Genomic DNA, 23,432 nt, shown 5'->3' with positions numbered 1-23,432 from the left:
ACAAAGGAAAGAGTTGTTGAGGGATGGTTGGGTGATTTAGGAGATTTTGGGATGAATCATATTACCAATTACCCCTTCCCCTTTCCCCTTTTCCCTCTTCCAACTACCCATCTTCTTGTTCTATCTGTTGCAGCAGTTCGAGCATATCGGCTTGTTTTTGTGTAAGTTTGTCGTCGATGACTTTGGCGATTCCGGCGATTGTGGGTGACTCGAATAAAAATTCGCGCATTGGTAAATCTATTTGAAAGTCTTCGCGCAGGCGGGAAACGGCTTGGATTGCGAGTAGCGAATGTCCGCCGAGTTCAAAGAAGTTGTCGTGAATGCTGATGTGTTGGATTCCTAGCAGTTCTTGCATGATGTTGGCAACTTTTTGCTCGATTTCGTTGCTGGGGGGGATGTAGGTTGCTGGTCTCTCTTCGATTGTGGGGAGTGTCGGTTGAATTTCGGTGATGGGATTTTGTAAGTCTCTGGGTGTGGCGATGATTTGTGGAATGCCGGTTGTTGATAAAATGCGTTCGGTTAATTCCCAAACTTGTTGGGGTGTCATGGCAAAGTTGAGTAGGGCTGAGTTGCTTTGGATGTCGGTATCATCAAATTTGACGGCATCCCAGTTGACGCTAATCCACTTTGTAGAATGTTGATTGTGGGCGCGGGCGAAAGCATCCATGAATGTATTTGCTGCTGCGTAGGCTGCAAATCCTACTCCCCCAACGACGGTTGAAAGTGAAGATTGTAGTAGGTAAAAGTCGATTGGTCTACCTTGCAGGGCTTGTTCAAGCGCGATTAAGCCGTATACTTTAGAGTGAAATTGCTCTTCTATTTGGGTAGGGGTGAGTGATTTGATTAGATGACTAGCGCGATCGCCCATGACTCCCGCATAAATCACACCATGAATTTTACCAAAATGCTGATCGGCTTTGGCAACTATTTCGCAAATTCTTTCTGAGGCTAAATCAGCGCTAAAGAATAGCATTTCTTGACTTTGGGCTTCAATATTTTGTAATTTGCGAATGCAATCGCTGACGGTATCTTGTCGCCCGTGGGTAGCAAGCCATTTTTCCCAATCGTGTTTTTCGGGTAAATCTGCTCTTCCTACAATAATCAATCTGGCATGATATTTTTCGGCAAGATATTGTGCAAAAACAAGTCCTAAACCTTCGACTAAATCTCCGACAATGAGATAGACGCCGCCTGTTCGTAATGGTTTGTTGGCAATTTTTGGTAATTTCTCATATGTTTGTAGCCAACGGTGATGATTGCGATACGCAACGTTATCGAATGCGGGTGTGGTAAGTTCTGCAATTAAATCTCTAATTTGAGTTTTATCTCGCTCAATGTCAATATTTCGACAGCGAATTTGGGGAAATTCTTGCGGAATAACTTTGCATAATCCTAGAATTGTTGTCCCTACAGGCTCGGTGTTTTCTGTGCCTACAACTTCGTGTAATTCATTTGTGATGACACTGATATCAATTGGTGTATCAAGTGCTTGTACCAGAAATAACAAACTATAAAACCCAAGCTGCAAATCATTTTGATCTTGGTCTAATTGCCACAAATGGACAATTTTTGTCGGCGTTTTCTTGCGTGCTTGTAACGAATCCAATAAGCGAGTGTAGTCCGTTGCGTTGTCGGGTGCGATCGCATACACTTGCTCATTGTCGGAAAATTCGCGCTCGGCTTTGACAATAACGACATCATGCCCAATTTGCTGGAGGTGTTGTGCTAGTTGCGAACCTAACCCAGCGGAATCGATGAATAATAGCCAACATTCACCTGTTTCCTCCCCAGGTACGGGTGCAGAACGTTTCCAAGCGGGTATGTACAGCCAATCATCAATATCAGTTTGATGCTCTACAATCGTGTTTTTATTGTCGCGTTCAACCCAATAGCGTTGTCGTTCAAAAGGATATGTGGGTAACGGAATCCGCGATCGCTTTTCATCAGCATACAATCCTTGCCAATTAATTTCTACCCCTGCTTGCCAAAGTTTTCCTAACGATTGCAACATTAATGCAATATCGGATTGTTGCTCTTGCGGATGATGCAAACTAACAAGCGTATCAACTTGAAATTGTGCCTTAACGAGGCTGCTGAGCGTTCTTCCTGGCGCAACTTCTAAAAATATCGGATTTGCAAGTTGCATAATTTCTGCAATTCCCGCACCGAATTTTACAGTTTGGCGTAACTGATTTCCCCAATAATTTGGGTCTGTTGCTTCGCTAGTAGCAATCCAAGTTCCTGTAAGATTGGATATAAAAGGTATTTGCGGCGCAGATAACTGAATTTGATGCAATTGGGCAACTAACGGTTCGACAACCGACTGCATCATTGGTGAATGAAACGCATGAGATGTATGCAAGCGACGACAACCGATACCTTCAGCCGTAAGACGCTGTTGCAATTCCTCAATCGCTGCGATCGCACCAGAAACAACACACATTTTGTCACCATTAATTGCCGCAATTGTCAAGTCTTGGTTGAGGTAAGCATTAACTTGTGTTGCGGTCAAACTCACGGCTAACATCGCGCCAGGAGAACACTGCTGCATCAGTCGCCCGCGCATCGCGACAATTGCCAACGCATCTTCTAGCGCAAACACTCCCGCAAGCGTAGCAGCGACATATTCACCAATACTATGTCCAATCATCGCTTGGGGCTGAATTCCCCACGACATCCATAACTGTGCTAAAGCATACTCAATGACAAACAGCGCGGGTTGAGCGTATAAAGTGTCATTGATATTTGCAACTGCGGCAGGAGAATAAATCACATCACACAGATTTAAACCCAAATGCGGTTTGAGTATCTCACAGCAACGGTCAACGTGTTCGCGAAATAAGGATTCAGTTGCATACAACTCTTTTGCCATATCAAGATACTGGCTACCTTGTCCCGCAAACATGAATACAAGGTTATTTTGCGTAGAATGGCGAGAATCTGCGGAAGATAGAAGTTCAATTACTTGCGTAGCATCTTGACACGCAACCGCGCGTCTTTCAGTAAAATGTTGTCGTCCAACTTGCAACGTATAAGCAACATCAGCCAAGTTCACATCGGGAATTTGCTTTAAATACTCGACTAAGTTTGCTGTCGCGACTTCTAAAGCTGCATCAGTCTTAGCAGAAACTACCAACAATTGATAATTTCTCCCCTGCCTCCTGCCTTCTACCTCCTGCCTTCTGCCTTCTGCCTCCAAAATCACATGAGCATTTGTCCCTCCCATCCCGAAAGAACTAACTGCTGCCCGACGCGGTGTATTGTGCCAGTCTTGCAACTGCGTATTGACATAAAACGGGCTATCTGTAAAATCAATTTGGGGGTTAGGAGACTCAAAATTTAAGCTGGGTGGTATTTTGCCGTGATTGATTGCCAATGCAGTTTTAATTAATCCGGCTACTCCCGCCGCAGCATCTAAATGCCCAATATTAGTTTTCACTGAAGCGATCGCACAAAATTGAGCGGCTTGTGTATACTGGCGAAAGGCTTTCGTTAATGCTGCAATTTCAATCGGGTCGCCTAACGCGGTTCCTGTACCGTGGGTTTCGATGTATTCAATTGTTTCAGGGTTAATACCTGCTTTAGCAATGGCGCTAGCAACGACTTTCGCTTGCCCTGCAACGCTGGGGGCAGTTAACCCAACTTTAGATGCACCATCATTATTAATCGCCGAACCTTTAATAATTGCATAGATGTAATCTCCATCCGCTAAAGCTTCGCTAAGTCGCTTGAGGACAACAATCCCGACTCCATTACCAAACACTGTACCTTGTCCTTGGGCATCAAAGGCACGACAATAGCCATCAGGTGATAACACACCATCAGCTTGGTAAACATAGCCCGATTTGCCACTCGCATTGACTGACACGCCCCCAGCCAACGCCATATCGCATTCACGATTAAGTAAACTTTGACACGCCAAATGAACGCTGACTAAAGAAGTCGAACATCCGGTTTGGACACCGCAACTTGGTCCTGTGAGGTTTAACTTGTAAGATACGCGCGTGGGCATTAAACCCATTACGTTACTAATAACAGCTTGAACGTTATTGATGCCTAAAGCCGATGTATAAAGATTAATAATATAGCTATTTAAAGACGCACCCGCATAAACACCAATATCACCTTGATATTTTTCTGGGTCGTATCCGGCGGTTTCTAAAGCTTCGTATGCACATTCTAAAAAAATGCGATGCTGCGGTTCTATAATCTCAGCTTCGCGCGGCGAGTAACCGAAAAAATCTGCTGCAAAGTATTCAAAATCAGGAAAACTCGCGTAAGCTTTCACATAATTCGGATGATTTAACTCGGCATCAACGCCATTTGCTTGCAGTTCTTCATCGGGGAGAAATTGAATTGAGTTTTTACCATTACAGATATTTTGCCAGAACTCATCAATATTTCTAGCACCAGGAAACCGCCCTGCCATGCCAATAATTGCAATGCGCTCGTTTTTCGCCTGTTCAACCGCTTCGAGTTTGGCGCGGGCTTCTTTGAGTGCTGTTAAAACGCGCTGCTGTGTGTTGTCATTGATGTTAGTTTGATTCATCTGTCTGCCCCTGAAGTAATGTTTCTAGCTCTGCTAACTCAGAAATTATGTCTGCATTTGTTAAATTTGGATCGTCATTATCTTCAGTCTTCGGTTGCAAATTTGTATCAGAATTATTCGCTAATTTTTCCGCCAAATATCCAGCTAAATCTTCAATTGTGGGATATTCAAAGATCGCACTTGCCGGAATAGAAACGCCCAAATTTGTTTCTAAACGATTTTTGAGTTCCACTGTCATTAAAGAATCCATTCCCAGTTCAAAAAAGCCTTGTTTGAGTGCAGGTAATTGTGATATTGGTAAACCAAGAACCTGGGCGACCTCAGTTTGGAGATAAGCTTTTAATTGTTGCGGACGTTCAACTTTGACCGATTGCGGTGGTGATTTGGGTTGCGTTGCAGTTTGAAAGTCAGCAAAAAAGTCTGAATTCGTATGTTGTAAAAACGTTGACCAATCGATTGGGACAACTCCGACTTGCGCTGCTGTTTGCCGAAGTAATGCGGCAAAGCTTTGTAATCCTTGCTGTGGAGAAATTTCATGAATGCCACGCGATCGCATTTGCTGCGCCACACCGCGTTTAGCCGCAGCCCCCACCACTGACCAAGCACCCCAATTGATACTCAATCCAGGCAATCCTTGCGCTTGACGATAGTGCGCTAGCGCATCTAAAAAAGTATTGGCAGCAACATGGTTAGCTTGTCCAGGAGAACCGAGTAAAGAAGCTGCCGAAGAAAACAGCACAAAAAAGTCGAGTGGCTGGTCTTGAGTTAAAGTGTGCAAATGCCAAGCCCCCAACATTTTAGGATATAGTACCTTAGCGAATCGCTCCCACGTCATTTGTTGCATCACGCCATCATCCAATACGCCCGCAGCATGAATAACACCGCGCAACGGTGGTAGCGAAGATTTAATCGTTGATAAAACGCCACTCACTTGCGACTCGTCTGTCACATCCGCAGAGATAACAAGTATTTCTGCCCCTGCTGATTTCAGCATCTCAATGCGCTGGATAATTTCAGCATCAGCTTCACGACGACTGACTAATACTAAATGCCGCGCACCTTGTTCAACTAACCAATTGGCAATTAATAATCCAAGTCCGCCGAGTCCACCAGTAATGATGTAAGTACCTGGGAATGAAGTAAGCGGTAATGGGTAATGGGTAATGATGATTTTGCCGATGTGCTTGGCTTGCTGCATATAACGGAAAGCATCAACGACTTTCTCGATGGGAAAAACAGTTTGGGGTGAAACCTGAAGTTGCGATGTTGCAAACAACGATACCAAGTGACGCAACATCGATTGCATGCGATCGGGTTGCTGTTGAGCGACACTCATCAAATCAATTAATGTGTAAGTAGCACCAGGATTGACTTGTTGTACCTGCGTTTGACTCCAAATATCGCGTTTACCAATTTCTAAAAAATGACCATCAGGCTTGAGGACTGATAAACTTTTAGCGATAAAATCTCCCGAAAGCGAGTTAAACACAACATCAACACCCTCGCCGTCGGTCAGTACCATAATTTCAGCAGCAAAATCGATGTTGCGCGAATTGAAAACGTGCTTTACCCCCATTGCTTGAAGTTGCTGCCATTTACTCGGACTCGCCGTCGCAAAAACTTCCGCCCCCGCTTGCAACGCCAATTGTAGCGCTGCCATACCTGTGCCACCTGCGGCAGCATGAATCAGAATGCGTTTCCCCCTAATGATTTTAGCAACATGATTCAAGGCATAATCTGCCGTTAAAAAATTCGCTGGAATCGTCGCCGCAGTTGCAAAACTCAAGTTATGGGGTTTCAGTACAACCCACTTAGCATTTGTCGTCACAAATTGAGCGAAACTCGCAGGCGCTAAAGCAATCACCGCATCCCCCACCTGCAAATGTTCAACTCCGTCACCAACCGCGACAACTTCACCACTACACTCAACACCAAACCAATCGCGTTCAAACGGTAACAAACCCAAAGCATCAAGCACATCAATAAAATTCAGCCCTGTTGCCCGTACCCGAATTTCCACCTCACCTGCTTGCGGTGCATTTCGCATCATCGGCTGAAATTGCAGATCCAAAGTCCCTTTCGTTGACATCCCCAAGCGAAACGGTTCTGACACTTCCAACAAACTCGAACAATAACGCACCAACCGAGGTACATAACACTGCTGATTGCGCAACGCCACTTGCGGCAGCGAATCCACCAACACCGCACACAACTCGCTTGCCTGTTCCACAACTCCAACCGCCGGATCTAAATCAACACAAAAACCCCCCAACTCAGGATGTTCCAACGCTATCACCCTACCCAAACCCCACAGCGGCGACTGCCAAATCCCGCGCCGATCAACATCCATCACCGCCCCCTGAGTCACCAACCACAACCCCGCCGACTTATCCCCCAAACCCCGCACCAACTCCAACACACATCTACACTCACCAACCAAACCTCCCTTGCTTCTTCCCTCTGCGCTCTCTGCGTCTCTGTGGTTCGTTTCTCCATCCAACCCCCACAAATACACAACCCGAACACCCCTCTCCGCATCCTCAAACACCCGCCGCCAATCAACTTCCTCCGCAAAAACCAGAACACAATCATCCCCCCGCTGCGCCAACAACCGCGCCAACTCCTCGCCCAAACCCAGACGATCGCACAAAATTACCCATTGACAAAAAACTTGCTTTCGTGCTAAGAGAATTGACTGTGGTTCCGGTGCAATCGCCGCAACATCGACAAATCCACAATTCGCTAAAAGCTGCTGCCACTGGGCAACCGAAAGCAAAGGATGCTTTGCGCGTAAATCGCGATCGCCAAATCGCCACCATCCATCCGTCAAGCCAAAAATCAAATCAAGCGATCGCAACTTCTGCGTACTTTCAAGTAAAATTAGAACCCCGTCGTCAACTAATAATTGCTGTACGTGAGCCAAACTCTGCGCAAGCGAACAAGTTGCGTGCAGTACGTTAGCCGCAATCACGATATCGTAGCGATCCACCGCGAATCCCTGCGCTTGGGGCGGTGTTTCAATATCTAATACGCGATATTGCACAAAAGCATATTCTTGAAACCGCTGTTGTGCGTTGTGAACAAATCGTGGCGAAACATCACTAAACGTATACTCCGTTACCGCCGGATCGAGATGTGGTAACAAATAAGCCGTAGTTCCTCCTGTACCTGCCCCAATTTCTAAAATGCGGACGCGGCGATAATGCGGTTTTTCCAGCGCCAAAACAACCTGCTGCACCAGCGTATTCATTAATTTCGCTGCTGGCGAGTCTTGATAAAGTTGCGTCGCGTTTGTCAAATCTCCTTGCGGAAACAGTAGCTGTAGAGGTTCGGTTTTACCTTGCAAGAGGTTCGCTAATTCCTTACCACAACGGTCTAATAATGTCAACTCCACCGATTCAGTTAACTGCGGTGCTGTTGACTGGGGAAGCGCTACAACTTGCCATAAATCGTCATGGCGACGCAAAAAATGTTCTTCTGCCAACATTTCCAACAAGCGATCGCATAACTGTTGATACTGAGGTGCAATCGCCAGTTTTTCGACAAGTTGAGAAGTAGAGAAATATTGATTTGGAACGAATTGCCAGCCCAGCGATGTAAATGCATCAATTACATAGGAAATACTCAACTTTTCGAGTTGCGGTAACAGTTTTTGATATTGTTGAATTTCCGGTTGAGCAACTAAGTTTTGTACTGTAGGAGATAAGCGATCGCATACCGATGCAAGCGATGGAATCCACCTTACACGACCTTCACTCTGCCACTCTACTTGATACCAATCGCGGTAAACATCTAGCGCTTGTTGTGCTTGTCGTAGATGTAATCCAGATATCGTTGCAACAAGTTCGCCACTCGCTGCAATTAACTGCACATCAGCCTTTAATGAGCCTGGGGCATTAGTAGTATAAACTTGCACATAACTCCACAAACTGCGCGGTGCATTTTTGTAAACCACCAACTTTTCTAAACCAACAGGTAAGTAAATCGATAATTCCTCATTTACAGCCGCACCAATCGCTTGAAAAGCAGCATCTAACAAAACTGGGTGTAAGCGATAATTCGTATCTGTAAGTTCGGGTGGTAACTGAATTTGTGCTAGTGCTTGATTTTCACCTTGCCAAAGTTGAGCGATCGCTTGAAAAGTTGCACCGTAATTGATACCATGCGATCGCAATGTTTGATAATAAAGTAGGGGATTAATTTCTTGACATTGCCTTTGCACCGTTGCGATGTCAATAAAAGTTGGGTTTTGAGGTTCATTCAGACTTTGAATTTTTCCCGTTGCATGAACTATCCATTCATCGGTTGCTGCCGATAAACTCAAAATTTCAAATTTGTTGTGTTGTAAAACAAGTTGTAGCTTTGTTTCTGTTAAGACTAAAGCTTGTGAAATCTCGACATTTTCTAATATCACATTAGTATTAAGTACCAAATTTCCGGCAGCGATCGCCATTTCTAAATAACCCGCGCCAGGAAAAATGATTTTGTCAAAAACTTGATGATCTTGTAAATAGCTAAGGCGATTTAGACCCAAATAATTTTCAAAATAAACAGTTTTCGGGCGTGCTAACTCGAATCTTTGTCCCAATAGTGGATGCAAGCCATTATCAATAATGCGCGGTGATTTTTTAGCAACATCAACCCAAAAACGCTGACGCTGGAAAGGATAATTTGGTAAAGCGAGTAATGGGCGATCGCACCCGAAAGAACGCCAATCGATTTTTACACCAGCAACATATAATTGGGCAACACTTGATAATATAGGATTTATCTGATCTGAAGGTTTTAAACTTGGCAACCAAAGAATATTTGAATTCGCAAGTATAGCGCGTCCCAATCCCAATAAAGTTGGTTTTGCTCCCACTTCAACACAAATATTGCAATCAAGTTCAGCTAATACTTTCATCCCAGCAGCAAAACGCACTGGTTGCAAAATATGCTCGCACCAATATTCTGGGGTTGCTATTTCATCGCCTGCTAATTTACCGGTAAGATTAGAAATCAAATTTAACTTAGGGGCATTGTATTCAACTTCCCTGGCAATTTGGGCAAATTTTTGCACCATTGGCTGCATTAAAGGTGAATGAAAAGCATGAGAAACTGCAAGAGTTTTCGCCGCAATATGCTGCGCTTCAAGGGTGGTCACAATTGCATCAACCGCGTTAATATTTCCTGAAATTACGGTATTTTCTGGAGCATTAATTGCGGCTATTGATACTTGTTGATAATCCTCAATGATTGCAGCAACCGTTGTTTCATTTGCCGCGACTGCCACCATTTTTCCATTTGGTGGTAAGGCTTGCATCAGTTGGGCGCGAGTCACAACAAGTTTTAAAGCGTCCTCTAAACTAAATACTTCTGCAATTGTTGCCGCAACGTATTCACCAATACTATGTCCAATGACTACATCAGGATAAACACCCCAAGATGTCCAAAGTTGATAAAGCGCATATTCCACAATAAATATCGCGGGTTGCGCGAAGATTGTATCGTTTAAATTGAGTTGACATTCTGCTTTTGGATAGAGAACTTCGCGTAAATCGATACTCAAATAAGGTTGCAGTAATTCGCAGCAACGGTCAATGTGTTGGGTAAATATCGGTTGAGTTTGATATAAATGCTTGCCCATATTCGCATACTGGCTACCTTGTCCAGTGAGTAAAAAAGCGATTTTTGGGCGATGCTTAGTAGTAGATTCTTGCTGATGAGTATTAAATAGTTTTAATTTTTCTTGTGCCTCGCGGCTACTTTGGGCAACGATCGCAAGTCGATGCTGAAAATGCGATCGCCTTGTCTGCGCGTTAAAGCAAACATCAGCGATAGATACATTTGGATTCGCAGCTAAATACGCTTCATAACGTTTTGTCAACTCACTTAATGCTGGTAATGTCTTCGCTGATAAGGTTAAAATCTGCGGAGTATCAACGTGCGAACTTGCTTCAACTGCTGAATTTGTAGCTTCTGCAACAATTACATGAGCATTTGTACCGCTAAAGCCAAAAGAACTCACCCCAGCAATTGAACCCGTCCATGGTGTTAAGGCTGTTGTTACTTGGATTGGTAGTTGTTGCCAAGGAATGTGTGGATTTGGCTGTTTGTAATGTAAATGCGGTGGAATTTGGCGATTTTGCAGCGCAAGGATGACTTTGATAAGTCCAGCCACTCCCGCAGCGGCTTCGAGATGTCCAATATTTGTTTTGACTGAACCGATGCGTAAAGGTTGATCGAAAGTGTGGGATTTGCCAAAGATAGCACCGAGGGCGTTAACTTCTATCGGATCGCCTAACGCGGTTCCTGTACCATGCGCTTCGATATAACTGATTTGGACGGGGTCAATGTTACCATTTCGCAAAGCTTCTACAATAACTGATTGTTGTGCCGGACCATTAGGAACCGTTAAACCACTGCTACGACCATCTTGATTCACAGCAGAGGCGGGAATCAGTGCTAGAATCTTGTCTCGATCTGCGATCGCATCTGCTAACCGCTTTAAAATAACGACTCCGCATCCTTCAGCGCGGACAAATCCATCAGCCGCCGCATCAAAAGTTTTACAACGTCCATCCGCGGCTAGCATTCGCGCTTTGGCAAAATTGATTGTAAATTCTGGTGCGAATAAACGATTTACACCACCAACAACAGCTAAATCACATTCTTGATTACGCAGACTTTGACACGCTAAATGAACCGCGACTAACGACGACGAACACGCCGTATCGACTGCAAAGCTAGGTCCAACGAAGCCATAAGTATACGATAAACGTCCAGCGGCGGTACTGTGCGAGTTACCTGTCGCGAGATACGCATCAATTTCATCGGGTTCTCTTGTTAAAAGATGATGTGAGTAGTCATTACTACTAATACCAACAAAGACTCCAGTTTTGCTCCCCGACAGATTTTTCGGAACAATTCCCGCATTTTCTAGCGCTTCCCAACTCACTTCTAAGAGGAGTCGCTGTTGCGGATCTAATGAAAGTGCTTCACGCGGCGCAATTCCAAAAAATTCAGTATCAAACGTCTCTAAATTGTCAATAAAGCCACCATAGCGAGTATAGATCTTTCCTGGGGCTTCGGGATTTGGGTCAAAATAGCTATCAAGATGCCAGCGATTTGGTGGAACTTCGGCGATCGCATCTACTCCATTTTGTAATAATTGCCAAAAAGCTGCCGGAGTATCAGCACCACCAGGAAAGCGACAGCCGATCCCAATAATCGCAATCGGTTCAGTTTTATTTTGTTCGAGGGTGGCGAGTTTAGCCCGCATTTGTTGAAGTTCGCGCAATGCATTTTGCATTAGCGTGCGATAATCATGTTGCGGCGATCGCTGATTCATGACTGCTTACCTCGCGCGATCTCGATTAATTCTTGCGCTAATAACTCAGCAATTTGATCGTCAGAAAGTTCTTCTGATGTATTATCTGGTTCAATATACGCTTCTGGTTGCGAATCGGAGGCTAAAACCTGCTGCATCAAGTAATCAACGAGCGCGGTAATATGCGGATAATCAAAAATTAGCGTTGACGGTAAAGTGCATTGTAAGGTTGTTTGCAAACGGTTTTTCAATTCAATTGCGGTTAACGAGTCCATACCCAAATCAAAAAAACCAGCATAGGGATCGATTTCTTCAGGGTCAAAACCCAATACTTGCGCGATTTGCGTGCGAATATGCTTTTCTAAAAGATCGCGGCGATCGCTTGTATCTGCGGTTTGCAGTTGTTGCATCAGTTGCGGTCGTTGTGGTTCTGACACTCTAAAGTCGTTAAAAAATGATGATTGCATTCCTTGTTGTAAAAACCGCGACCAATTAATCGGGATAACTCCTACCTGATTTGACGATCGCAACAACTGTGCAAAAATTTCGATTCCCTCCGCTGGGGCGATCGCATCAATACCCCGCTGCTGCATCTGCTGCGTGCGATCGCTTGCCGAACCTACCTCTGACCAAATTCCCCAATTGATACTCAGTGCGGGGAGTCCAAGCCTGCGGCGATAATGAGCTATAGTATCCAAAAATACATTAGCAGCTACGTGGTTAGCTTGTCCAGGCGAACCTAACAGCGCGGTTGCCGAAGAAAACAGCACAAAAAAGTCAAGTGGCTGATCTTGCGTTAAAGCGTGTAGATACCACGCACCAAGCGCTTTCGGGTACATTACTTTCTCAAAGCGTTCCCAGTCAAGTTGCAATAGTGCGCCATCATCTAATACCCCAGCCGCATGAACAACACCGCGTAAAGGTGGCATTGATATTTTGATATCTGCAATCAACTGTGACAATTGCTGTTCATCGGTCACATCAACCGACGCTGTAACGACAACTGCACCCGATTTCTTTAATTTTTGGACTTGCGGATGATTGGCATCGTCACGACGACTCACTAATACTAGATGTCTTGCGCCTTGTTCTACTAACCATTCAGCAATTAATAAGCCGAGTCCACCAAGTCCGCCTGTAATGAGGTAAGTGCCTGGTAATTGGTAATTGGTAATTGGTAATTGGTAATTGGTAATAACGATTTTGCCAGTGTGTTTGGCTTGCTGCATATAGCGGAAAGCGTCAACAACTTTCTCAATGGGGAATACCGTTTGAGGTAAAGCCTGGAGTTGACGTGTCTCAAATTTCAACATCAGATCGCGTAGCAGATTTTGGATCAGTTGCGGTTGCTGTTGACATAACGCGACTAAATCTACTGAAAAATAACTTGCTGCTGACTGGGGATACTCGTCACGGACAAGTCCCAATTCGACAAATCGACCATGGGCTTTGAGAACCGACATACTTGCCGAAACCAATTCTGGGGACGAATTTAAAATGATATCAACACCTTCCCCTTGCGTCAGTGCCATAATTTCGGCAGCAAAATCTAAAGATCGCGAGTTATAAATGTGCTTTACACCAAGCGATCGCACTGTATCCCATTTTGTTGGGCTAGCAGTAGCAATAATCTCTGCACCTGCTTGCTGGGCAATCTGAATTGCGGCTTGACCGACACCACCTGCGGCTGCATGAATCAGAGTGCGGTCGCCTTTTTGAATTTTGGCAACATTGTGCAGTGCGTAATATGCAGTTAAAAATGTTACAGGAACTGTTGTAGCTGCTTCCCAACTCAAACTAGCGGGTTTTGGTGCAACCATCGCCGCATCCACAGTCACATACTGACTAAAACTACCAGGAGCGATCGCAACCACAGCATCACCAATCACCAAATCCTTCACCTGCGCTCCTACAGCGACAATTTCTCCCACACATTCACACCCCAAAGCGCTTTCAGGATACAATCCCAGCGCATTCAATACATCTCTAAAATTGAGTCCAGTCGCAAAAACCCGAATTTCAACTTCATGGAGTTCCGGCACTCGCCGCGAATACGATTGCAGTTGCAGATTATCCAGCGTCCCGCGTTCAGAAATTGTTAATTGATACGGTTGCGGTATTGATTGATATTTTGCCAGTCGAGCGACATAACGGCGATCGCCCCGCCAAGCAATTTGATCTTCGCGATCCGGCGATAAAACCTCCGCCGCCAAAGCTTCCGCCCGTACTTCTACGCTTACGCCATCGTCTAAATCAATACACTTAACCTCAAGTTCTGAATGCTCCAACGCCGCGACTTTAGCGATCCCCCACACCGGAGAATGCATTAATCCAGAGAAACTAACATCACCACAATCAACCGCCCCCTGCGTCACAAAATACAACGATGCATCAAGCTTTGTAGCAACCAGCGACCGAATCAAATACAAAGCACTTGCACAACTACTTCGTAAATTGGTTTCAATTCCCTCCACCTCCTCAACACCCCAAAGACAAACAACCTCCAAACCTCTTACCTCTGCGCCTACGGACACTTTGCTCAACGGGGGAAACCCCCGCACGCAAGTGTCCTCCTCTGCGTCTCTGTGGTTCGTTTCCTCACATAAATTTTCAATTAACGCAACAAAATCACCCTCACGCTCAAGACACACACCAAACCGATCCTCACCATAGCGCTGATACTCCCGCGCCGAATAAACAAGAATACACCTACGCCCTTGGGCGCGTAAAAGTTTCGCCAACGCTTCACCCACACCAAGCGCGTCGCAGAAAATCAAACACGTTACCGTACACTTAGCGGTATAACGCGCAACAATAACATTCTGCTGACTCAAAGGATCGTCCACCGCAGCAGGACTAACAATCGCCGACTCAAAACCACAATCATGTAAAAGCTGTTGCCATTGGCTAGACGATAACAACGGATGCGATCGCCGCAAATCTTCATCCGTAAATCGCCACCAACCCGCCGTTAAGCCAAAAACGACATCCAGCCAAGCGAAAGCGCGAGTTCCTTCGAGTAAGATTAACGTACCGTTTTCAGCCAACAACTCTTGAGTGTGCTTCAATGTTTTCCGCAAGTCTTGAGTAGCGTGTAATACATTTGCTGCAATAATAATGTCGAATTGTTGGTCAAAACCCTGAGTCAAAGGCGATCGCTCAATATCCAATACGCGGTATTGTACAAAATCGTAATCGCAGAATTTTGCTTGTGCCTTCGAGACGAATAACGGCGAAATATCAGTAAATGTGTATTCTGTCGTCTTTACATCCAACTGAGGTAACAAATACGCCGTCGTACCACCTGTACCGCCACCAATCTCTAAAATTCGCACCACGCGATTTGTATTGACAACTGTAGCATTCAATGCCTGCTGCACCAAAGTATTCATCAGTTTTGCACCAGGTGAATCTTGATACAGTTGCGTCAATATCGAGGTGTCACCATCAGGGAAAAGTAACTGCAAAGCATCCTGGTTTCCTTGCAATACTTGCGCTAAATGCGAACCACATCGTTGAAGTAACGTCAGTTCACAACCCGCCATCGGATACTGTGCAAAAAGCTGCTGCCCCAACAACTGAGGATTGACAGATGACACAATATCTGCATCTAATACAATCTCGCGTAAACGCGCAAGCAAGCGCTGATACTGAGGTATCACCGAGTTGGTATCATTACCAATTGCTGCCAACGCATCGACGATATAAGCAAGACTCAAAGTTTCAAGTTGTGGTAAGACCTGGCGATAGCTATCAAGTTCAGATTGTGCTAGCAGTTGTTTAAGCGCAGGTATAACGCGATCGCAAATTGCTGCGGGAGATAATAAATTAGCCGAACTTGATTCGCTCAAAGGTTGCGACAATCGCCACTCTACTTGATACAATTCAGTAGGTGTACCTTGAAAAGCTTTGGGATAGGCTGGCTTGAGTTTTAAACCAGCGATGACCGCTACAAGCCCTTCTGAATTAGTAAATTGAACATCTACTAATTCGTCTCTGATTTGTACCGAACTCGATAACTCATTTGTAACATTTCCAAAAAAAGTAAGACTTTCTAACCCAATTGGTAAATATGTTTGCGTGTCTGATAAAGCAGCGCCAATGACTTGTAAACCAGCATCCAAAAGAAGAGGATCGAAAATATAATTTGGAGCAGCTTCTTGTGTTTCTATTTGACCTATAGCTGCATTTTTTCCCTGTTTTAATTGCGTAAGTCGCTGGAAATTTTCCCCATAATCGATTCCGCGATCGCGACAGCTTTGATAAAATGTTGTTACTGCCATTGAATTTGGACATTCTAGTTCGAGTAACGTGACTTCTTCGGGTGTCTCTGTTGCGGCTGCAATTCCACTAGCGTGTAATATCCACGATTGATCTGCGGCTAAGCTGAAAATTTCAAAGCGATATTTTTGGTTTTCGGGTGTTAATATTAGTTGTAATTTTTGTAGTTCGTTCGTCAGTTTTAAAGCTTTATAAATCACAACATCAGTCAATACTAAATTATGCGTTTGATAAACTTGCGCTGCGGCTGCAAGCGCCATTTCGATATAACCTGCGGCTGGCATAATCGGTATATCAAACACGCGGTGATGTTGGAGATAAGCGGGATTATTTAGACTGATTTGATTTTGGAAATGAATTGTTTCTAACTTTGCCAAATTCACTTTTTGCCCTAGTAATGGGTGTGAATCAGCAGGTGCATTTGATATTGTAATTTGAGGAGTTTCCAACCAATAGCGCTGACGCTGAAAAGGATATGTCGGTAAAGCCAAACGTTGACCTTGAGGTTTCAAAGCTTGCCAATCAATTTCCACACCCGCGACATATAACTGTGCCAGATTTGAAAATACTTCCGATGATTCGTTTAAACCCGATAACCACAAAATATCCGCATCGGGCAAACAGCGTCGTCCTAATGCGGTGAGAACTGGCTTTGCACCCAACTCTAAACAAACGTTACATTCATGCTGTGCTAATGTCTGCATTCCTGACATAAACCGCACAGGTTGGAGAATATGCTTGCACCAATATTGCGGCGTAGCAATTTCATTATCCGCGACACAGCCCGTAACGTTGGATATGACATCTATCTTTGGTAATGCATATTCAATCGTCTGCGCCACACGCTCAAATTCTGCTACTACCGGTTGCATCATTGGCGAATGAAAGGCGTGCGATACCTCCAACCGTTTGCTAGCAATATTGCGATCGCGTAAAATCGCAGTTATCGCACTAATCGCTTGACTATCTCCTGAAATAACCGTACTGTTTGGTGCATTGACCGCAGCAATCGCAACGTCTTGATATGGTGTGATTATTGCTGCTACAGTATCTACACTTGCAGCGATCGCTAACATTTGCCCGTGGGGTAAAGCTTGCATCAATTTAGCGCGTGTCGCCACGAGTTTAAGCGCATCTTCGAGGCTAAACACTCCAGCAACGGTAGCCGCAACATATTCGCCGATACTATGCCCGATGACAACATCTGGATACACACCCCATGATGTCCACAAGCAAGACAACGCATACTCGATACTAAAAATCGCCGTTTGGGCGTAAACGGTTTCGTTAAGCGCTACAGATGCATCAGAATAAAGAAGCGTCCGTAAATCAATACCAATTTCCGGTTCGAGAAGTTCGCAACAAGTATCTAACACTTGCGCAAATCGAGGTTGTGTTTGATACAACTCTTGCCCCATATTTGCATATTGACTACCTTGCCCAGGAAATAAAAACGCAATTTTCGGACGTTGGAGTGGCGTGCGAATAGTCTCTATTGCTTCTAGTTTTTTCTGGGCTTCCGCAGTCGAGTTTGCTACAATTGCACTGCGATAATCATAATGCGATCGCCCGTGCGTGGTATAGCAAACATCCGCTAGCGATACATCAGGATGTGCGTGCAAATATTGCTGATACGATTGCGCCAATTCTCTAAGTGCAGTTGGTGTTTTTGCCGATAGCGTTAAAATCTGCGGTGAGTGTTGTTGAGTTGCTAATTCGGCTTGCGGAAATTCTTCTAAAATAATGTGGGCATTTGTCCCACTCATCCCAAACGAACTCACACCCGCACAACGCGGCTGATTTGCATCTGTATGCCACGGTGTTAGTTGCGTCGGAACTGCGATTTTCTCCCAAGGAATATGCGGATTTGGTTGTTGGAAATGGAGATGTGGTGGAATTTGTTGATGTTGCAGTGCCAGCACAACTTTGATTAAACTTGCCACGCCTGCGGCTGCTTCTAAATGTCCAATATTAGTTTTGACTGAACCAATATACAGCGGACTTTGTCTACGATCTGCGGCGAGAACCTTTGCTAATGCCAAAACTTCGATCGGATCGCCTAAACTTGTGCCTGTACCGTGCGTTTCAATATACTGAATTTGACTCGGTTGGATTTGAGACTGTGCGATCGCTTGTCGAATCACAGCTTCTTGTGCATTACCATTCGGTGCGGTTAAACCATTGCTTTGCCCATCGTGGTTAACTGCGGAACCGCGAATAATTGCCAATATACGGTCTTGATCAGCTATAGCATCCGTTAACCGTTTAAGGACAACAATTCCGCATCCCTCACCCCGCACATACCCATCAGCTTTAGCATCAAAAGTTTTGCAACGTCCATCCGCAGCCAAGGCTTTCAATTTACAAAACCCAATCGTCGGTTCAGGAGAAAGCATCAAATTAACTCCCCCCGCTAGTGCTAAATTCGACTCACGATTTTGCAAACTTTGACAAGCAAGATGAACAGCTAGCAATGAAGATGAGCAAGTCGTATCCAACTGCATTGTTGGACCTTGAAAACCGAATATATAAGATAATCGCCCGACAGCAATGCTGCGCGTATTTCCTAAACTGCTGTAAGCATCGATGCGCGTCGGATCGCCTGAAAATATACTCCGCTTGGCGTAGTCATCAAAGCCGATTCCAACAAACACCCCTGTACGACTGCCATTTAACTTTTGTACCGATTGCCCTGCGTTTTCTAAAGCCGTATAACTCACTTCCAACAGCAATCGCTGCTGTGGGTCCATACTTGCAGCTTCACGCGGCGAAATCCCAAAAAATTGCGGGTCAAATTGGTCTACATCTGCAATAAACCCACCGTAACGAGTGTACATTTTTCCTGGAGCGTCAGGATTGGGATCGTAATAAGCATCAACTGCCCAGCGTTGTGGTGGAATAAGAGAAATTGCGTCAACGCCATTTTGTAATAATTGCCAATACATTTCTGGTGTATTTGCACCACCAGGAAAGCGGCACGCCATCCCAATAATTGCAATTGGTTCAACCGTTTGCGCAGCGTTCAATTGCGCACGGAGCGATCGCATTTCTAGCAATGCTTGTTGCAACAGCGAACGATAATCAACGGATTCGCGATTCATTCGCCTGTCCTCACTGCGTCAATTTCTGCGGCTAATAACTTTGCAAGTTCGGCTTCCGAAAGGGACTGTAAATCAGATGCATCAAGCGGGCTATCATAAGGAGGCTTTTCAAGAAATACTTTTTGAGGTACTTGTGAACTCATCACTCCTGCACTCGCCCCTCGCTCCTCGCTCCTCACTCCTGCTATATGATTACTCAGTGCTTCAATTGTTGGGAAATTCCAAGCGATCGTAGCTTCAATCGCCTGCGGATAATTCAACCACTCTTGTAGGTCCTGCGCCAACTCAACCGCAATCACTGAATCTATACCGTAGTCAGCAAAAGCTTTACGCGGATCAATCGCCGTTGTAGGCAACTTAAGTTTCCGACTCAACCAATCAATCAACCATTTTTGAATTGATCGCGAGTCTGGTAATTTAAGATTGTCTCCATTGACGAATTCGCGATGCGATTGGTCTTTGCCATTTTCAGACTTCAGTTGTGCAGACACCGCATTCGACTTACGCAAGAATTCATCAACTTCCCAATCTTCGCCAGGCAAAGTTTGTTCAATATCGCCAATATCATCAACATATCCTGCGATCGCCTCACTACTTGCCTGCACCGCAACCGATTCGCATTTTTGCAATCGCGCCCGTTCAAACTGAAACTGTACCCAATCCAACGCAGATTGCAACGATTTTGACGGCGATCTTCGCAGCGCATCTTCTAAAGCAGCCCACAAAATTGCCAACGTCGCCACTTCACCAATTTGCAACGCCGCCCACCGCTTAGCATCAACCGCATCTAGAACGTGACGAGTGTAGTATTCTTGAATTTGCTGAGCAGCAGTATCCAACCATCCCCAAACCTTTGGTGCTTGCCAAACCTCACAAATAAACCTTTTCAACTCACTACTTTCATTAATCACCCGCGAACCCAAAAACATATGCAGCGTCTCAGTCGGTCCCTCAAAAATTCGCAACACTCGCGCATCGCGTAAAATCTGAGGAGTCATATTGGTTTCAATGTAGCCGCGCCCTCCCAATACCTGCACCAAGCTATCAGCCACTTGCCAATAGAATTCCGGTGCGGCAGTTTTGCAAGCCGTATAGATTTCTGGTGGAATTTCGACACCAGCATCTAATTTTTGGGCAACTTGCGTCACCAAAGTTTCTATCGCCGCGATCGCCGCAGTAATATGACTAAAAGTGCTGGCGATAAACGGATTCTCAAATAATTTCCCTGTTGAGATCGTCCGCCGCGAAGTGTAGCGTAGCATCAGTTGAGCGCAGCGTTTCATCCCACCAACACTTGCCGATGCGATCGCCAACCTGCCGTACATCATCGCATCCTGCGCAACCTGCATTCCCGCGCCTGGTTGCCCTAACATCGCTTCCGGTGCAACCACAACATCATTCAAATACACGGTGTTTTGCACCATCCCGCGCATCCCCATTGTTAAAGCTTCTTTTCCTTGTCGCAGCCCACGCCGTACCGCGAACCCACTAATACCATTTCCTTGATGCTGCACAAACACATTTGTCACGCCAGCCCATGCAGCTGAACCACTCCAAATTTTCGTCCCCTGCAACCGCCACCTACCGTTTGACTGCGGAATCGCTTGGGCAGTCATTGCTTGCGGATTTGAACCTGCCAGCGGTTCGGTTAAGGCAAATGCAGCAAGTTCTCTACCAGTTGCCAACAATGGTAGCAATTCATTTTGCAGCATTTCGCTACCATGACGGAGAATTGGACGAATTCCTAGAATATTGTTCAATCCAACAAATAACGCCAGCGTCAAATCAATTGCACCTAGCTGCTGCAACACCTGCATTGTTTCGCTATGGCTTAGTCCCAGCCCACCATACTTGTATGGTACTTGCATTCCTAGCAACCCTTGATTGCCAAAATCAAGCACGATATGCGGCGGAATCGCACGGCGTTCGTCAATCAACCGCGAATTAATGCGTTCACTAGCATAATCCCGCAGCCATTGCATCAGCTTTTGCGTAGAATTCTCAATACGCTGCTGACTTGGAGGAGCGATCCCCCTGCGAGCTAATATTTTCTCCTGATCTTCTCCCCTAGAATTGGGGGAGACTGAGAGGGGGCGGGGGGAACCGAGTCTTTCAAAGTCCCCTATAGATGGGGAGCCAGTGCGTTGCGGAGCCTGTTGCGTGCGGGGGTTCCCCCCGTTGAGCAAACTGGCGTGGGATGTCCCCCGTTGTAGCAACTGGCGTGGATTTAGGGGGCTATCAACCGACTGATGATTTAACGATTCATCCATTGATTCAGCAGTGGCTACTTGCCAACTCGCTACAGTTTGCAAATTTTTCTCAATAAATCCTATCCTACAGGCATAACGTTGAATTTTTCCACTTGAGGTTTTAGGAATACTCCCTGTTTTGAGCAGCACAACGGCATAAACTTGCAATTCATGCGTCTGCGAAACTGCCCGCCGCATCGCGTTGATGACTTCTTCACAATTGAGCGATCGCATTGCCTCGCGCTTAACTTCGTGGACAATCGCCAATTGTTCGCTACCAGCAACCTCCAAACCAAACGCAGCCCCATGTCCTAAGCGTAAACTTGGATGACTTTGTTCTACAGTGAGTTCAATATCTTGAGGATAATAATTGCCACCGCGAATAATAATCACATCTTTAATTCGTCCGGTGACATATAATTCCCCCTCATACAAAAAACCCAAATCCCCCGTTCGCCAAAACACCTCTCCATCAATGTTGACATTCAATTCATTTTGTGGATAACCAATTAGCCCCTCGCCCCTCACCCCTCGCCCCTCGCCCCTACTGTCTCCCCAATAACCTTGCGTCACACTTGCGCCTGCTAAACAAATTTCGCCAACGCGATTTGCATGACAACGTGTTAAATCTTGGTCAATAATCGCCAACTTTGTGACTACTTCACCACAACTCACAATTGCAGCGGATTGGTTTGAGGGTTCGGCTATGACAACGCGGTTCTGTGCAAGTGCTACTGAATCTACATAACAAACTTTAGGTGGTGCAGCTTTAGTCCCTCCACTGACAAACAATGTTGCTTCGGCTAAACCGTAACAGGGATAAAATGCTTCGCGGCGAAATCCACACTCGGCAAATGCTTGCGCAAATCGCTCTAAAGTTTCATTCCGCACGGGTTCTGCACCCGTAAACGCTAAATCCCAAGAACTCAAATCGAGCTTTTGCTTTTGTTCTGGGGTAATTTTTTGTAAGCACATCTCATAGGCAAAATTCGGCGCACCACTCGTCGTAGCTTGATAACGCGAAATTGCTTGTAACCAGCGCAGTGGTTTTTGTAAGAAAAGTACCGGAGACATGAGTACGCCAGGAAATCCGCCATAAAGTGGTTGCAGAATTCCGCCAACTAAACCCATATCGTGATAAAACGGCAGCCAACTGACGACTTTACTATCTGGTGTATGCTCAAATTTTTGATAGATGAGCGCGCTGTTATGCAGTAAATTGCTGTGCGTAATCATCACGCCTTTCGGCTTTCCTGTAGAGCCGGAGGTATATTGCAAAAATGCCAAAGTATCAGCATCAATCTCTGGTTTATGCCAATTTTCAGCTAAATTTCGCGAAATTTTATCAGTTGTAATCCACGCCGAAACTTCAATTTCTGAATTCCAACTACCTAACTCCACATCCGTCGTCGTCAGAACTCCGCTTACTTGTGCATCAGCCGCAAGCAATTCTAACCGCAATAAATTTTGATTGCGTCGCGGTGGATAAGCTGGAACCGCAACAACACCAGCGTACAAACATCCGAGAAAAGCTGTAATAAAATCTAATCCAGGCTGGTACAACAACAGCACGCGCCCAGTGATGTTCGTCATTTGGATGTATGCTGCGATCGCCTGTGCCTGTTGGTCAATTTCTTGATAATTTAAAGCAACTTCATGCTCGCCATCTACAAGAAAAACATAGCCGCATTGCGGTTGATGCTCGGCTCGATACTGCACTAAATCCACAAGTGTAGATCTACCCGACAAAAACGGTAGTGAGGTTGAGCTTATCACCATATAATTAACTGGTCATGCCTTAATAATTTGCCCTGCGATGAGAGAGCAAGAATATCGAGCGAAATGTTACGTTTACTTGACCATTCATATAAAGTAGTTCTAAATCATTTGCAAAAACCTCTGTTCATTCTTCCTCGGCGTTTGTGCGGTTCGTTAAAAAT

General features: G+C 45.2%; 4 protein-coding genes. All 4 read right to left on the bottom strand.

The genetic code is table 11. The features are described 5' to 3' along the window. Window positions 1-103 precede the first annotated feature (103 nt). From GLO7428_RS24590 to GLO7428_RS29275, 4 genes are read right to left on the bottom strand one after another with little or no spacing between them, the layout of a single operon-like run. Window positions 104-4,549: a type I polyketide synthase gene (locus GLO7428_RS24590; protein ID WP_015191278.1), complete on the bottom strand. Its 4,446-nt coding sequence runs from the start codon at window positions 4,547-4,549 to the stop codon at window positions 104-106. Then, a complete protein-coding gene (locus tag GLO7428_RS24585; RefSeq protein ID WP_015191277.1) occupies window positions 4,536-11,882 on the bottom strand; it encodes a type I polyketide synthase in 7,347 nt (2,448 codons plus the stop codon). Before GLO7428_RS24585 ends, GLO7428_RS24590 begins: the two co-directional genes overlap by 14 nt. Continuing rightward, window positions 11,879-19,243, bottom strand: a complete 7,365-nt coding sequence (locus GLO7428_RS24580) for a type I polyketide synthase (protein ID WP_015191276.1) — start codon at window positions 19,241-19,243, stop codon at window positions 11,879-11,881. The genes GLO7428_RS24585 and GLO7428_RS24580 overlap by 4 nt, the downstream gene beginning before the upstream one ends. Next, entirely contained in the window at window positions 19,240-23,271 is a 4,032-nt protein-coding gene (locus GLO7428_RS29275; RefSeq protein ID WP_015191275.1) for an AMP-binding protein, read from the bottom strand. Before GLO7428_RS29275 ends, GLO7428_RS24580 begins: the two co-directional genes overlap by 4 nt. Window positions 23,272-23,432 lie beyond the last annotated feature (161 nt).

Source organism: Gloeocapsa sp. PCC 7428 (assembly GCF_000317555.1).
Lineage (GTDB): Bacteria > Cyanobacteriota > Cyanobacteriia > Cyanobacteriales > Chroococcidiopsidaceae > Chroogloeocystis.
The sequence above is the reverse complement of the archived record's forward strand: the minus strand, read 5'-3'. Positions and strand labels throughout refer to the sequence as shown.

Coding starts and splice junctions, on each gene's coding strand:
- GLO7428_RS24590 (WP_015191278.1), bottom strand. CDS start 4,549: ATGAATCAAACTAACATCAATGACAACACACAGCAGCGCGTTTTAACA.
- GLO7428_RS24585 (WP_015191277.1), bottom strand. CDS start 11,882: ATGAATCAGCGATCGCCGCAACATGATTATCGCACGCTAATGCAAAAT.
- GLO7428_RS24580 (WP_015191276.1), bottom strand. CDS start 19,243: ATGAATCGCGAATCCGTTGATTATCGTTCGCTGTTGCAACAAGCATTG.
- GLO7428_RS29275 (WP_015191275.1), bottom strand. CDS start 23,271: ATGGTGATAAGCTCAACCTCACTACCGTTTTTGTCGGGTAGATCTACA.